Source organism: Bacillaceae bacterium S4-13-56 (genome assembly GCA_040191315.1).
Lineage (GTDB): Bacteria > Bacillota > Bacilli > Bacillales > JAWJLM01 > JAWJLM01.
Genome location: JAWJLM010000004.1, coordinates 1 through 15,630, shown reverse-complemented (window position 1 = coordinate 15,630; position 15,630 = coordinate 1). Strand labels below are relative to the sequence as shown.

The window sequence follows — 15,630 nt, the reverse complement described above, 5'->3', positions numbered from 1 at the left end:
CTGCTTCTATTCACTCGGTTTCCTCTGCTTCTTCCCATTTTGCGTTAATAGACAGCTCCTATTCTCTCCTTTTCTAAACCCACTCTTACTTTCTAGTTAATAGATCAGCAAGTTTACTCCCCCAACCCAATCCTGTTAAACACGAGATCTACGTTCGCTAAGTGCTGTGTATAATCAAAACATTCATCAAGCTTTTCCTCAGATAAAACAGCAGTGATTTCCTCTTCTGCCTCAATTAAGGATCTAAATGGCACTGCTTTTTCCCAGGCTTCCATGGCTCTAGGTTGAACAAGGTCATACGCCTTCTCACGTGACATTCCAGTATCGATCAACGCGAGCAAAACACGTTGGGAGAAAATAAGTCCAAAGGTTTTATCCATATTGCTCCTCATTCGATCAGGGAATACGGTTAAATTTTTCACAATTCCGTTAAAGCGATGCAACATATAATTCAAAGCAATCGTTGCGTCTGGTAAAATCACACGTTCTGCTGAAGAATGAGAGATATCACGCTCATGCCATAGAGGAACATTTTCATAGGCTGTCATCATGTACCCACGGATCACGCGTGCCATTCCTGTCATATTTTCCGAACCAATTGGGTTACGCTTATGAGGCATAGCTGATGAACCCTTTTGACCTTTTGCAAAAAACTCTTCCACTTCACGAGTCTCTGTTTTTTGTAATCCTCGAATCTCCACAGCCATTTTCTCTATAGAAGTTGCAATTAATGCAAGTGTGCTCATGTAGTGTGCATGGCGGTCACGTTGCAAAGTCTGGGTTGAAACAGGGGCAGGAGATAACCCTAATTTTTCACATACATACTGCTCCACAAATGGATCAATATTGGCATATGTACCTACCGCTCCAGACAGTTTCCCGAATTCCACTTGATCGGCAGCAAACTTAAAACGTTCGATATTGCGCTTCATTTCTTCATACCAAAGGGCTAGCTTCAAGCCAAAAGTCGTTGGCTCAGCATGAACCCCATGCGTACGCCCCATCATAACGGTATATTTATGTTCTTTCGCTTTTTCCCCAAGAGTTTCTAAAAAGGTATCGAGTTGACGCTTAATGATGTCATTAGCCTGCTTGATTAAATAAGAAAGGGCAGTATCCACTACGTCTGTGGACGTCAATCCATAGTGGACCCACTTTTTTTCTTCTCCAAGGGTTTCCGAAACAGCACGCGTAAAAGCTACTACATCATGACGTGTTTCTTCTTCGATTTCGTAAATTCGTTGGATGTCAAAGGAAGCATTCTCACGGAGTCTTATTACTTCCTCTTTCGGAATAATTCCTAATTCACTCCAGGCTTCACAAGCTAAAATTTCCACTTCTAGCCATGCCTTAAATTTATTTTCATCCGTCCAAATCGCTCCCATTTCTGGTCGAGTATAACGTTCAATCATTAGAAGTCCTCCTATTTATTAAAAGTAAACGGTGGCTGTTGCTCAATAAGCGCCAGTAGTTCATCACGACTTTCACCAACATAGGTGATATGCCCCATTTTACGGTTTTCTCTTGTCTCACTTTTTCCATATAAATGAAGAAAACCATTGTTCATTTTAGATATGTTTTTAAAAATCTCTTCCATATGCTGCCCTAAAACATTGACCATTACAGCATCATGTGACGGCTCTAAAGAAAGCAACGGAAGTCCGCAAATCGCTCGAACATGTTGATCAAACTGAGATACTGGGCAAGCCTCAATTGTATAGTGCCCGGAATTATGTGGTCGTGGTGCAAGCTCGTTGACGTATAATTCATTCCCCTTCACAAACATCTCGATTGCCATGGTTCCCACTAACTCAAGGCCCGTTGCCAATGTTTTCCCCCATTGAATAGCTTCCGCTCGAAGCTCTTGAGATATTCTTGCTGGGACAATAGATTGATGCAAAATGTGGTTGACGTGAACATTTTCCGGAATTGGGAAAACGGTAACCTCCCCATCAACACCCCTTGTTAAAACAACCGCAATTTCCTTATCAAACGGAATCCACTGTTCCACGATACAAATCCCTTTTTCAATCAACCTTTGCGCATGACTGATATCTTCTGCCGTACGAACAATCTGTTGACCTTTCCCATCATATCCTCCTCGACTCGTTTTAACGACACAAGGAAGGCCAACCCTTTCAATGGCCAACTCTAACTCTTTTTCATTTTTGGCTTCTTCAAAAGAGGCTGTTGGTACGTTTTGGCTCTGAATGAAACTTTTTTCCTGGATCCTATCTTGAGTTAGCTGTAAGAGTCGTGAGCCTTGAGGCAGGATTCCTCTTTCTTCAAATAGAGTAGCTACCTTTAAATCAACATTTTCAAATTCATAAGTAATCACATCACTTACCTCAAGGAGACGGCGAGCTCCTTCTTGGTCATCATAAGCTGTGGCAATTACATGGTCCGCAATTTGTGCGCAAGGTCCATTGGGGTCAGGGTCTAACACTGCAATCTTGTATCCCATCTCTCTAGCAGATATGGCCATCATGCGTCCGAGCTGGCCCCCTCCTAATATTCCAATCGTTTGCCCTGGTAGAATCATAGATTTATTGTTTTTCAAGTTCCTCACTCATTTCCTGAACCTTTTTTTCTAAGCTTTCACGATAATTGTTCAAACGTTCAATTAGGCTTGGATTATTAGTTGCCAACATCTGAGCTGCCAATAATCCTGCGTTAGTTGCACCTGCTTTTCCTATTGCAACGGTTGCCACGGGAATTCCTGCTGGCATTTGAACAATAGATAACAACGAATCCATTCCGTTTAAGGCTTTGGACTGGATCGGCACCCCGATGACAGGAACCGTTGTTTTTGATGCAATCATTCCTGGGAGATGAGCAGCACCACCCGCACCAGCTATGATCACCTTGACTCCATTTTCCCGAGCCTCTTCTGCATACCGAAACATTTTGTCAGGTGTCCGGTGAGCAGAAACAACATCCTTTTGATATGGAACTTCAAGAGCGTCTAATATATAACAAGCTTCTTTCATCGTTTCCCAATCTGATATGCTACCCATTACAATTCCTATCACAATATCACCTTTTCCCTTTTATAATTTTGTTCTACTGATTGAAAGGAACACCCTTTTGAACATTAGAAAACTTGGCATTCACCAAGCCTTTGTGGCGAATGCCTTAGTTGCACTTATGCAGATAGGTAAGTTTTATACTTTCCTATCTGTTAAGAAAAGCTCAAGCGCCCCTCGAAACAAGAAAAAGCACTTGTTTCTGCGAATTAGCTCCAAGTAGCTTTCCCTTACTCAGGGCAAAAACTTCGATGATTACTCGATGATGCTTCTTCGCTGGAGCTAGACAAATTCTCTAACCACTTATAAATTCTGATACTATAAAAAAATGCTAATGCTTCCTATAAAAGGGAAGACATTAGCACTTGATGTGTAATGGAATGCATGTTATGCAGACTCTTTGAAAGTAGAAATCCACAATGAAGCGCGGGCTTTGTATTCAGACAGAAAAAAGCCCTCGACATGCAAAGGTCTTCCCTCATAGTCCAGCAATTTACGGTCGCCAGGTAGAAACTTATGGGCCATATCCCCAAAATTATACGAGGTAATTTGTTAGATTTTCTTCTTCTTTCATATTAACAACCGACCATGGAAACTGTCAATAAAAAACGAACATTAATATAAATTTTGTTTTTATTGTTCGCTATTCACCTGTTCCCCCTCAAATATAATGATTCTTCCTTGAGGGATAACCTCTTTCTTGCCGTTTTTCATGACTTCTTCAAAGACTGGTTTTTCTAATCTTTTGACCGGAAAATACCCTTCCCTCTTCATCCGATCAAGGCAGTCCTCAATGGTCTCACTTTCCTGCACTTCAAATTTCTTTTTCTTGCTCATAATGATTTCCCTCTCCGAACATTTCTTACCCAAAAACCACCATGTATGGTTTTTGGCTCGTAAGCAATGATAAATGCTTTAGGATCAATTTCTTTAATTGCTTTATAAAGAGCTATTTCAGATTTTCTTGGAGTAAGAATTTGCATATTTAGACGGTCTCCATCCATTCCATAAGCCATCCAACTCGTCACCCCATACCCTTTTTCTCGAAGTAAGCGAGTAAACTCTAAATCCGGATTAGTAGAAATTACATTAACCGTTATATATCCTAGGGCTAACTTTTCTTCGATCTTCATGCCAGTTATAACCCCAAGTCCATATCCAACTGCATAAGCTATTAGGTTCTGAATTTGATCTAAGTTGTCGAGAACAAGTCCCAACCCAACAACATAGATTACTACCTCAAACATACTCAAGAAGGCGGCAAGATATCTTTGACCCTTCATTGTTAAGATCATTCGTATCGTAAAAAATGACACGTAAACAACATTGATCGTTAAGATGATAAGCACCATAACGATGCCATTTTCAAGCATTACCATTTCCTCCTTACCAACCCAAAGACAGGCACTCAACATAAACTTTTTCATATTTTAATTACAAGAATACTTAGGCCCTTATTATACACTTAGTTTTTCAAGAAAGAAAAGACCATAGGAAAGGAGCTTTTAGATGTTTGACCCTTTTAAAAATATGGATGATTGGCAAAAGAATATGGATACCATCTTCGGAAAAAGATTTTGGAATCAATTTGAACATTTTACCAATAACACATTCCCTAAAATAAATATGTATCAAACCGATCAGGAAATACTTTGCATGGTTTATATTCCTGGAGTTAGAAAAGTGGAAGATATTAATGTGTACGCTGACGAAACAACTCTAGAATTAGAGGGATCCATTCGCTTACAAACCTCTCATCATAAAGCAGTTCTAGAGGAAATTCCTCAAGGAGACTTTCACCGAAAAGTTGATCTTCCATTCCCAGTACGCAGCGACCGAATGGAGGCTACTTATGAAAATGGTTTATTGGTTATTCAATTGTATCGCCTTCATTCCAAGGACAGAAAGAAAAAGCGTGTAGAGGTGAAATATTTAGATGAGGAGTAAGACCACTTTTGCATAAGAAAAGCGCAAGCGCCCTTCGAAACAAGAAAAGCACTTGTTTCTGCGAAGTAGCTCTAAGTAGCTTTCCTTCCAGTGATTACTCGGGGCAAAAACTTCGAAGATCACTCGAGGAAGATTTTTCGCTGGAGCTAGACAAATTTTATGCTTTCTTGTAAAAAAACGTCTGAAGATGAGTTCTTCAGACGTTTTTTATGGAGCCTAGCGGGATCGAACCGCTGACCTCCTGCGTGCAAGGCAGGCGCTCTCCCAGCTGAGCTAAGGCCCCGTATTCCCTATTCTATAAAACTATTCCTAACAAGAATGGTGGGCCTGAGTGGACTCGAACCACCGACCTCACGCTTATCAGGCGTGCGCTCTAACCAGCTGAGCTACAGGCCCATTCTATTTTTGCGACTTTCTAACTATAACATCGGCTCACATTTTGGTCAAGAGGATTTTATGCAGACTAAATAAAGGTGTCCCCTTATTTTTACAGGGTAACACCTTTACGTTTACTGCATTCCATAAAAAGCAAACTTATCAGTGGCGGTTTCTTCATTCCCACTGACGATTCGTTAATTGGACATACGGGCAGCCAACCATGAAGAAAGCTTCACCAACAAGGATGAAAAACTTAATGTTTTATTTTCATGGCAGTTTATCCCCCACCTATTCTTCTAGTTTTCCTTAAGATTTGAGGTGGGGTATTACTGCTAGTTCATTCTGATGAAAATTCACTCCCCTAAGTTCTGCTCCTTTGCAGCTGAGATTATTGCATCAAGAGCTTCCTGTTCATCTGGTCCTTCTGATGTTATTTTTATTTCTGCACCAGAAGCAATCCCTAGGGCCATGACTCCCATAATCGATTTAAGGTTTACTTTTTTTCCGTTGTATTCAAGGTTGGATTCCGCCTCGAATTGGCCTGCCTTTTGGACAAGAATTGTTGCCGGGCGCGCATGCACTCCGTCAGGGGACGTAATCTTAAGTGTTTGTTCTACCATATCAATTCACTCCTAAATATAAGTTTATTCATCAGGTCATTTCCAAAACAACTATCTTTAATATTTTACGAAACAGATTATATTAACCATATTTCGCAAATATATTTCTTGGTTGAATCCCATTTCGAGCGTTACACTAGAAATAAAACATTATACTTTTAAAACATTGTAGTTACAAATCGAAAGGAGATTCAACATGATCAAACTATTTGTTACTGATTTAGATGGCACTTTACTGGGCAACAACCATTATATATCAAATGAAGATATTTCTGCAATTCAAGAAATAATTGATCAAGGGATACAATTTGGAATTGCTACTGGTAGAATGGATCATGAAATCCAAGAAATCTTAAAACGAATAGCACGAGCAGGTCATCGAATTAGTCAAAACGGTGCTTATGTTTACGACCTTGCTCACAAAAAAATTTCTGAGCGAACATTCGAAGCAGAAATTTCACGCACCCTATTAGAAGCTGTAAATCAAGATCATGTCGTTGTTACCGTGTCCACAGATAGAGAGACCCACGTGTTAGAAAGAAATGAAATGGTGGACCTCATTGAAAAACAGCTATTCCATTCCATCCAAGTGACACCTAATATGGCAGAACTTTTTGGGAGTAATATCAATCCCTCTAAAATTTCAGTTTTTGGAGAAAAAAAAGATTTACCACCGATGATTCAGAAAATTAATCAAACGTTTGATCAACAAATGGATTGTTATATCTCATACCCTACTTGCTTTGATATTATGCCTAAAAATATTAACAAAGCCAATGCAATATTGCCGATTCTTCAAACAAACAGCATTCACCCTGATGAACTTGCTTGTATTGGGGATTCACATAATGATATAGAGATGCTTAGATTGACTAAGCACAGTTATGCTATTTCAACTGCAGATCCCGAGGTTAAGCAAGTAGCCAATTATGTTGTCGATCATGTTCATGAAGCTATTGAGGATTTAAGAAGGAAAAGTCTATTGTAGTAATTAATTAATACGTGTTTTAGGAGGACATAAACTTTAAAATCCTTCTTCCCACAGGGGCACACTAAGAAAAGCGCAAGCGCCCCTCGAAACAAGAAAAGCACTTGTTTCTGCGAAGTAGCTCTATGTAGCTTTCCTTACTCGGGGCAGAAACTTCGAAGATTACTCGATGAAGCTTTTTCGTTGGAGCTAAACAAATTTTATACTTTATCTTAAGAAAAGCGCAAGCGCCCTCGATCATCGACGTAAGGCGGTGGACCTCATCGAGCGAGATAAAGGAAACACGGTTCACGAAGTGAATCGATGTTGACTTATCGATGGAGAGGAGGGAACCGACTCTAGTCGATAGGGCGCTGGAGCTAGACAAATTTTATACTTTCTTATCTGTTGAAAAAAAGCCGGACCCAATACATCAATTGGATCCGGCTCTTATTATTTAGAACTAGGATAAGAAAATAAAGTATAAGACAAAGATTACAAATAGTCCGTACATGATTGGATGAATTTCTTTCGAACGTCCTTTTAGAATCATCGTAATTGGGTAGAAAATAAAACCAATTGCAATTCCTGTTGCAATACTATAAGTAAGTGGCATTGCAATAACAGTCAAGAAAGCAGGGACTGCCACTTCAAATTGATCCCACTCAATATTCTTCAAAGAGGACACCATGAGAACTCCAACAATGACAAGAGCTGGTGCAGTTACTTCTGACGTAACGACGCCCAAAAGCGGGGAGAAGAACAATGCTAGCAAGAAAAATCCTGCTGTAACTACAGATGAAAATCCTGAGCGTCCTCCCGCAGCAACCCCTGCTGAAGATTCAATGTAAGAAGTAGTTGTAGAAGTACCAACAATGGCACCCACTACAGTTGCAGCTGAGTCAGCAAAAAGTGCTTTTCCAGCGCGAGGAAGTTTGTTATCCTTCATAAATCCAGCTTGAGAAGCAACTGCTACAAGTGTTCCAGCAGTATCAAAAAAATCAACGAACAAGAAAGTTAAAATAACAACTAGCATTTCTAAAGTAAAAATATCACCAAAGTGCAGAATCGCTTGACCAAAGGTTGGAGAAATATCTGGAACAGCTCCTACCACATCATTGATTCCTGTTGGAGGATGGATCAAACCGACAACCATTCCTGCAATAGATGTTAAAAGTAATCCGTAAAAAATTCCACCTTTAATCCCTAAAGTCATTAGAACAACTGTAATTACAATTCCGAAAATAGCAAGCAAAGTAGTTCCTTGAGTCAAATCACCAAGCGATACTAAGGTAGCGGGATTAGCAGTAATAATTCCAGCGTTCTTCAAACCGATAAAAGCAATAAACAAACCAATACCTGCACCAACGGCATATTTTAGGTTGGAAGGAATCGCATTAATTATCGTTTCGCGAATTCCAGTTAAAGTTAAAACCACAAAAATAAGTCCGGAAGCAAGCACACCAGCTAAAGCCGTTTCCCAAGGAATACCCATTCCAAGAACAACGGAATAAGCGAAGAAAGCATTCAATCCCATACCAGGAGCTAACGCGATAGGATATTTCGCAATTAATCCCATAACTAAGGAACCAACAGCAGCCGCAATTGCCGTTGCACCAAAGATAGCATTTGGATCCATTCGAGTCATGCCTTCAGGTAAAGTTTCGATATCGAGCATTGCTAGTGTAGCTGGGTTAACAAAAAGAATGTAAGCCATAGATAAGAAAGTAGTAAGACCGGCTACAAATTCCGTGCGATAGTTCGTTCCTAGCTTTTCAAACTCAAAAAATTGCTTCATAATGATTTTTTCCTCCTTAGGATTTTGTATCACTGTCATTGCTACGAATAGAAAAAGCATACTTAACCCATGGCCAAGTATGCTCTACATGAAAGGAGAAATAATAGAAAAATAGACTTCCTATCAATCACCACGTAGTCAGACTATTTACGGTAGTCCGGTAGAGACTTTTGGGCCATATCCCCAAGATTATACGACAGTGTTTTTTATTAAATTGATATGATTTCTTTACTATAATACTAATTTCATAGATTACAGTCAACAAAAAACGAATAATTAATTTTAAAAAATTAAAAATGTTCGTGTTTACCGTGTGTTCTTCCTATCTATAATAAGTTTAGAACTAATGAAATACCCTTTATTCCCACTCAATAGTTGCAGGCGGCTTACTAGTGATATCATACACAATTCGATTGACGTGATCGACTTCATTCACAATTCGTGTAGATATTTTTTCCAGAACATCAAATGGAATACGTGCCCAATCAGAAGTCATTCCATCAATGGATGTGACAGCACGAATACCCACAGTATGATCATAAGTTCTAGAATCTCCCATTACCCCAACACTTCGAATATCAGGAAGTACCGTGAAGTATTGCCAAATGTCCCTATCTAACCCTGCTTTACTAATCTCATCGCGAAGAATCGCATCGGACTCTCTTACAATCTCTAGTTTTTCTTCCGTTACTTCTCCAAGAACTCGTATCGCTAGCCCTGGTCCTGGGAATGGCTGGCGCCAAACAATTTCATCTGGCACTCCAAGTTCAGTACCAAGCGCACGTACCTCGTCTTTAAACAAGGTGTTTAAAGGTTCAATTAACTTAAATTGCATGTCTTCTGGAAGTCCCCCAACATTATGGTGAGATTTAATCGTTTGCGCGGTATCTGTTCCACTTTCAATGATGTCTGTATAAAGAGTTCCTTGAGCTAAATAGTTAATATCTTTAAGTTTTGATGCTTCATCATCAAATACGTAAATAAATTCGTTACCAATGATTTTCCGTTTTTTCTCAGGGTCAGAAACCCCTTCTAATTTTCCTAAGAAACGATCCTTGGCATCAATTTTAATTACATTCATATGGAAGTCCCCTTTAAAGGTATCCATAACAGCATCCGCTTCATTTTTTCGAAGCAATCCATGATCCACAAAAATACAGGTCAATTGATCTCCGATAGCTTTGTGAAGGAGCGCAGCAACAACAGAAGAATCAACACCACCACTAAGTGCACACAATACCTTTTGATCTCCAACCTCAGCGCGGATTTTTTCCACTTCGAGATCAATGAAATTTTCCATATTCCAATTTCCTTCACATTGGCAAACCGTATACACAAAGCGCTCCAGCATCTCGTTTCCATGTTCGGTATGACGGACCTCCGGATGGAATTGGACCCCATACATTCTGCGGTTTGGGTCACTTATAGCGGCAACAGGACAAGATGGATTCGTTGCATCCACAGTAAAGCCTTCTGGTGGAGCAATAACCTTATCGCTGTGACTCATCCAAACGGTTTGTTCATTTGGAAGGTCTGCAAAAATGGCAGATTCAGTTTGGATTTGAATCGTTGATTTTCCGTATTCTCGCTGATTTGCACGTTCAACTGCTCCACCAAAATGGTGAGTCATGAGCTGCATTCCATAACAAATCCCAAGAACCGGTATTCCAATCTCAAATATATCCTCATCACAGGAGAAACTATTTGGATCATACACACTGTTTGGGCCACCAGAAAAAATGATCCCTTTAGGATTCATTCTCTTAATCTCTTCTGCCGTCAACTTATGGGAGTGTAGCTCACTATATACCCCAAGCTCACGAATACGGCGTGTAATTAATTGATTGTATTGGCCACCAAAATCTAGTACTAGGATCATTTCTTGGTTTTCTTCCAACATGGATGGCACCCCTTTATTTTTATAGACTTTATTTAAAGCAAAAGAAAAGACACCTATCCTCTAAGAAAAATAGAAGACAGATGTCCCGTTACATCGCACCTGAGTGCACAAAGTTAACATATTAGGAAACAACTGCCTTCATAGTCACGACGTTTACGGTGTCATGGTAGAGACTCTCGAACCCTATTTTCGAGGATATATGAAGGTACTTTTGGAATAACCTATTTTAACAAGATTCGACACACTCGGTCAAGATAGACTTCTTTTTAAAAGATCAGCCCATATTTCTTTCTCTTGATCCCATTGACCTTCCTCTTTTTGAGGACGATATAAAATCTTTTCATACTGGTAGGTGAGACGACTCATATGTTGAGTTTGAAAATCACGATCAATCTCCTTCGCAAACTCTCGAAGAGTCTGACCTTCTTTTCTTCTTAGCCCTCGATGAGCCAACACTTTAATTAGAAAATGATAGGCTTTTTGATAGCTTTCATTATCTGATTTTTTCATGTACCTGAAGAGATACCATCTACTTAGCCAGTTGAATCTAGATTTATATAATCCAAATACAAGTCCAGCAACAACGAGAATTCCTAGAATCCAAGACAGCCATGAAAAAGATTTACCGTTTGCTCCTCCACCACTAGCTTCATCTTCAGAGAGTGAATCTTCCAAACGATTACGCGGATTTAAAGAAGGATCATTTAAATTTGGATCGATTTCTGGTTCTTCTGTTCCTTCATTCTCAGGTGTCTCATTAGGGTCTACTTCCTGATAGAATTCAGCACGATTAATAAATCCTTTCGTAGGTTCAAAAGGAACCCAACCTACCCCTTCAAACCACACCTCTACCCAAGAGTGGGCATTGGAATTAGTCACTTGGTAAACATTTAACTCTTCACCATTTCTTTCAATTTTTTCGTTTAAAAGATCACCACCTGTGAATCCTTTAACCCACCGAGCAGGGATATCGATAGAACGAAGCAGCACAATCATCGAGGTGGAAAAGTTATCACAATATCCAACTTGTGATTCAAACAAAAATTGATCTACATAGTCTTCGTCTTCGCTAGGAACAGGAATTCCTGTTGTATCGTACTCAAAACCCGTACTACTAAAATATCGTTCTACTGCTTTCACTTTTTCATATTTCTTTTCATGTGGTTCCGTAATTTCTGCAGCTAAGTCTTTTACTCTCTGGGGAAGACCCTCTGGCAACTGGAGATAAGGAGCTACATTTTCTGACGATATAGTACCATTATCTTCCTCTAATTTATTGATTGAAAAGGAAGGTTCGTTAAAAGCTAATTGATAAGTTTCTAGAGATCCTCGGTTCCCTTCTATGATCGTTTCAATTCTGCCACTTTCAGGCTCTACTCTATATTCTGCTTCTCCGACTGCGTCAACAGCGCTTATGCCATAAGGATAAACCAGTACCGGAAGCCTTGTTTCTCCATTAAACCCAACGACCGCAAACGATGATTCCTCAGATAAAACGGTTGGCGAATGGAAGTCGAGTGAGAGTTCCCCATTCCCATGGAATTGAGTGTCTCTTTCAATCGTTCTCTCCCATCCTTTTCCGGTATAAAAATCCTTAGATTCTACACGCCAATAATAACGCTCATTAGCGGCTACCTGAAAAACTGGAGAGTCATCCTGAACAAAAGAACCCCCTAATCGCGAATCATTTTCTCCATAACCCACCTTACGAATTCCTGGTCCAGATCCATTCCCAATTCCTTCTGCTGCACTTTCCATAAACGGTACAGGGTCCGGCCATTGCGGTTCAAATTTAGGCCCTAAATATCCAAGTAAGCTTGATGCTATTACAACAACTAGTAAGGGAACCACCCAAGAAGTGGTGCGTTTTCCTCCTCGGACCGGAATTTTTTCATTAGCCATCTCCTTTGTAAAACTAGTAAGTCCTAGCATAACAAAGGAAACAGCAAAGGTCCTGATGATGGCAGTCATCCCCTCATACACTGTAAAAGTATCAAGAATAGTAATATAGATTATGGTAATAACGATAAAAAACAGCGTTTTCTTCGCGATGACTAACCAATAATATAAGAGATAACTCATGAGCCAGAGCAAAATAAAAAATAGTAAACTTCTAAAGAACGGGGTCATTTCCCACCATTCTCTAGCAACAATAAATTCAAAATTTACCACTAGATCTGCATAAACCGCTAGGAACCATTCCTTACTTAGAAAGGCTTGTTCCAAGAACAGACCATCAATCAAATAAGCCATTCCTAACAGCTTTAATGGAGAAGAGACATACCATGGTAGCTGCAAAAAGGAAAGCACAAAACAAAAGGCAGCATAAAGTATAAATATGGTAGCATCTTCTGTATCTGTTACTTGTTCAAGCGGGCGTAACCATTCCCAAAAAAGAAGGAACCCACCAAAAAATACGGCAGCATTGATTAAATACTGTTGCTGCCCATCTCCTGACTGCCGCATCATGTACTCACCTCAAATGTTTGTTTTAAAAACTTGTCCTCAGTCATGAGATTTACAATCACACCCGATGACCTAAGTTCTGCCAACAATTGATGTTGTTCTTCTGAAATTCGATCTTTTGCTTGAATATAAAACAACACGATTTTACTAGACTTGAAACGTAATTTTCCAATGGTTTCTTTGGTTTCACGTGAGAGATTTGAAGTTGCCAACAACGTAATTAAACCCGACGGTAAAGAACGCTGGGCATCAATTATAGCCTGACCAAAAGGAACGTTCCCACTAGGGGTCAGTTTTGCTAAATGTTGATTAATTTTGTCCTGTTTAGAAACATCTCTTTGGATTGGAAAATAAGTTCGTTGCTTTCCTATAGTCATAAAAGCAAGCTCCGAAGTCTGTTTACGGAGAGCATCTAAAAGAGAAGCTGACAATTCCACAGCACCTTCAAAAACAATCTCGTCATTAGCAGAATGACTAGTAGCATCCAAAATATAGAGCATATCGAAGCTCTTTTGTTTTTCAAACTCCTTGGTCATGACTGAATTTTTTCGAGCAGTTGTCTTCCAATCAATCCAAGAAACTCGGTCACCCGGTGCATATTCACGGACACCTGAAACAACGGTTGTATCTTTTAAATTGATATTGTAAGAAGGAGCTACCCCTTCTTCAAAACTATGAGCTTTTTCATTCATCGATAGTTTTCTAAATTTCGGATAAACGAGAATTGCATCATACACCTCAAAATAGTGTTCCTTTTTTACAAAGCCAAAGATGTCTCCCATTTTGACTCGTATAGCTTGTAAATGGTGCTCGCCTCTAGGTAACCCTTCGATACCATAGCGAAAACTGAAGGATCGTTTGAACCCAGGAAAAAGAACGCGTTTAATAGAACGTGGCTCATAAACAGCTTTCGGTTGTCCCATGTACTTGTACATTTCAATGCCTAAGTTTTTCTTTTCTAGGCTTTTAGGAAGCATTTCCTCAACCACGCAATAAAACAAAGGAAAAGGTATTTTCCTAGTTAGCTTGACTTCAGCAATTAACGCGTCACCGGATCTTAATATGTGATTCGATATACTGCGTTCAACCTTCCATTTTGAAAATGGATAAAAGAGGAGAATAAGGACATAAAGAACGAGAGGGGTCACACTATAAAACAAAAACCAGCTGACAAATCCTCCCTGAAACATGGCGTAGGAAAAAAGTATTCCTACTAGCAATAGTAGAAAAACAGTCTTTCGAATGAGTAGAAAGATATGTCTCATCGTGCATTGAATTCCTTATGAACCGGAATGGAAGTACTTTCTAAAATCTCCTCGATTACACTTTCGGTGGTTAATCCATCAAATTTTGCTTCTGAAGTTAAAATCATACGATGAGATAACACATATGGTGCCAAATATTTCACATCATCCGGAAGGACATAGTCACGGTCAGATATGAAAGCAAATGCCTTTGCCGCTTTCATAAGCGCGATAGAACCACGAGGACTCACACCAAGATAAATAGAACGGTGCTCCCTTGATCTGTTGACAATGTCTATAATATACCGCTGAAGCTGAGTATCAATATAAACATCTAACACAGCTTTTTGCATTTGGATGAGTTCTTCCTTGTCCATCACAGGGCCAATGCTATGAATAGGGTGCTCTCCACTTGTTCTTTTCAACATTTCTAATTCTTCTGACGGAGACGGATAACCCATATTCAACTTTAGTAAAAATCGATCGAGTTGCGCTTCTGGCAAGGGATACGTCCCCTCATATTCAATCGGGTTTTGAGTAGCCATTACAAAGAAAGGCTGAGAAAGCGGAAGCGTGTTCCCATCTACTGTTACACTTCCTTCTTCCATTCCTTCTAATAAGGAAGATTGAGTTTTGGGTGAAGTTCGGTTAATTTCATCTGCCAACACAATATTCCCTAAAATTGGGCCTGGACGAAACTCAAACTTGGCTTCTTGAGGATTATATATTGAAATACCCGTAACATCTGATGGAAGCAGGTCCGGTGTAAACTGAATTCGTTTAAAATCACAGCTTAGTGATTTTGCAAGCGTACGAACTAGCATGGTCTTCCCGACCCCAGGAACATCCTCTAACAAAACATGTCCCTTAGCTAGCAACGCTACTAAACTAAGTGTTGCAATATCCTCTTTTCCGATAATTACTTGATTTATATTTTTCATTAAGCCTTGTACCTTGGGATGATAGTAAAAAATTTTCTGTGACATAGAATTAAATTCCCCCTGACATATTTGACCTTCCCTTTATATGAACGTAACTAAAGGAGCTTTCACTTGAAGTTTAAGCAAAAAATAGAAATTTTTTGCCTATTATAACTATACTACAAGAATAGGGATGCAATAAAGTAACATCCATATAAAATTAAACGGGAATGTTTGGGAGGGGGTTACACTTTATACTGGTTTTGAGGTTAATCATCTTCATAAAGAACAAATCTTTCTGTTTATTTGGGGGGCTATGTGTATCATTCTTTTGCGTGAACACCATAACTCTGTTCGCTTGCTC

Annotated in this window: 13 protein-coding genes, 2 tRNA genes and 3 riboswitches; of the genes, 2 read left to right on the top strand and 13 right to left on the bottom strand. The window is 39.5% G+C overall.

Annotation, left to right across the window (positions count from 1 at the left end; genetic code table 11):
* Window positions 1-113: 113 nt before the first annotated feature.
* From purB to RZN25_01800, 5 genes are all read right to left on the bottom strand, one after another.
* On the bottom strand, window positions 114-1,412 hold the full coding sequence (gene purB / locus RZN25_01820) for an adenylosuccinate lyase (GenBank protein MEQ6375572.1): 1,299 nt from the start codon (window positions 1,410-1,412) through the stop codon (window positions 114-116).
* Between the two features lie 11 nt (window positions 1,413-1,423).
* Complete coding sequence (gene purK, locus RZN25_01815; GenBank protein ID MEQ6375571.1) at window positions 1,424-2,569, bottom strand: 5-(carboxyamino)imidazole ribonucleotide synthase; 1,146 nt, start codon at window positions 2,567-2,569, stop codon at window positions 1,424-1,426.
* Window positions 2,547-3,017, bottom strand: a complete 471-nt coding sequence (purE, locus tag RZN25_01810; GenBank protein MEQ6375570.1) for a 5-(carboxyamino)imidazole ribonucleotide mutase — start codon at window positions 3,015-3,017, stop codon at window positions 2,547-2,549. Before purE ends, purK begins: the two co-directional genes overlap by 23 nt.
* Before the next feature lie 470 nt (window positions 3,018-3,487).
* A riboswitch (purine riboswitch) is annotated at window positions 3,488-3,589 on the bottom strand.
* A 70-nt stretch (window positions 3,590-3,659) separates the two neighbouring features.
* Window positions 3,660-3,863 (bottom strand): NETI motif-containing protein, encoded by a 204-nt coding sequence (locus RZN25_01805; protein ID MEQ6375569.1) that lies wholly within the window; start codon window positions 3,861-3,863, stop codon window positions 3,660-3,662.
* Window positions 3,860-4,399, bottom strand: a complete 540-nt coding sequence (locus tag RZN25_01800; protein ID MEQ6375568.1) for a DUF2179 domain-containing protein — start codon at window positions 4,397-4,399, stop codon at window positions 3,860-3,862. Before RZN25_01800 ends, RZN25_01805 begins: the two co-directional genes overlap by 4 nt.
* A gap of 136 nt (window positions 4,400-4,535) precedes the next feature.
* Here RZN25_01800 and RZN25_01795 point away from each other — a divergent pair, with 136 nt between their 5' ends.
* Window positions 4,536-4,973, top strand: a complete 438-nt coding sequence (locus RZN25_01795) for an Hsp20/alpha crystallin family protein (GenBank protein MEQ6375567.1) — start codon at window positions 4,536-4,538, stop codon at window positions 4,971-4,973.
* Between the two features lie 210 nt (window positions 4,974-5,183).
* Here the strand turns inward: RZN25_01795 and RZN25_01790 are convergent.
* From RZN25_01790 to RZN25_01780, 3 genes are all read right to left on the bottom strand, one after another.
* Window positions 5,184-5,256: transfer RNA gene (locus RZN25_01790), tRNA-Ala, on the bottom strand.
* 36 nt (window positions 5,257-5,292) lie between these two features.
* A tRNA-Ile gene (locus RZN25_01785) sits at window positions 5,293-5,369 on the bottom strand.
* A 335-nt stretch (window positions 5,370-5,704) separates the two neighbouring features.
* Window positions 5,705-5,971 carry a phosphocarrier protein HPr gene (locus RZN25_01780; protein MEQ6375566.1) on the bottom strand — a complete coding sequence of 89 codons (267 nt, stop codon included), beginning with the start codon at window positions 5,969-5,971 and terminating at the stop codon, window positions 5,705-5,707.
* Window positions 5,972-6,167: 196 nt separating this feature from the next.
* On the opposite strand from RZN25_01780, the gene RZN25_01775 reads away from it, so the two are divergent.
* On the top strand, window positions 6,168-6,959 hold the full coding sequence (locus RZN25_01775) for an HAD family hydrolase (GenBank protein ID MEQ6375565.1): 792 nt from the start codon (window positions 6,168-6,170) through the stop codon (window positions 6,957-6,959).
* Between the two features lie 442 nt (window positions 6,960-7,401).
* Here the strand turns inward: RZN25_01775 and RZN25_01770 are convergent, their stop codons facing one another.
* The 5 genes from RZN25_01770 to RZN25_01750 all read right to left on the bottom strand — a co-directional run bounded on the left by RZN25_01770 (window position 7,402) and on the right by RZN25_01750 (window position 15,332).
* The gene (locus RZN25_01770) at window positions 7,402-8,736 is read right to left on the bottom strand and encodes an NCS2 family permease (GenBank protein ID MEQ6375564.1); all 1,335 of its coding nucleotides are present in this window, start codon (window positions 8,734-8,736) and stop codon (window positions 7,402-7,404) included.
* Window positions 8,737-8,851: 115 nt separating this feature from the next.
* Window positions 8,852-8,953, bottom strand: a riboswitch (purine riboswitch).
* A gap of 141 nt (window positions 8,954-9,094) precedes the next feature.
* Window positions 9,095-10,636, bottom strand: a complete 1,542-nt coding sequence (guaA, locus tag RZN25_01765) for a glutamine-hydrolyzing GMP synthase (protein ID MEQ6375563.1) — start codon at window positions 10,634-10,636, stop codon at window positions 9,095-9,097.
* Between the two features lie 121 nt (window positions 10,637-10,757).
* Window positions 10,758-10,859: riboswitch (purine riboswitch) on the bottom strand.
* Window positions 10,860-10,885: 26 nt separating this feature from the next.
* Complete coding sequence (locus tag RZN25_01760; GenBank protein ID MEQ6375562.1) at window positions 10,886-13,105, bottom strand: transglutaminaseTgpA domain-containing protein; 2,220 nt, start codon at window positions 13,103-13,105, stop codon at window positions 10,886-10,888.
* Window positions 13,102-14,367, bottom strand: coding sequence for a DUF58 domain-containing protein (locus RZN25_01755; GenBank protein ID MEQ6375561.1), 1,266 nt, complete (start codon window positions 14,365-14,367; stop codon window positions 13,102-13,104). The genes RZN25_01760 and RZN25_01755 overlap by 4 nt, the downstream gene beginning before the upstream one ends.
* A complete protein-coding gene (locus tag RZN25_01750) occupies window positions 14,364-15,332 on the bottom strand; it encodes a MoxR family ATPase (protein ID MEQ6375560.1) in 969 nt (322 codons plus the stop codon). The genes RZN25_01755 and RZN25_01750 overlap by 4 nt, the downstream gene beginning before the upstream one ends.
* Window positions 15,333-15,630 lie beyond the last annotated feature (298 nt).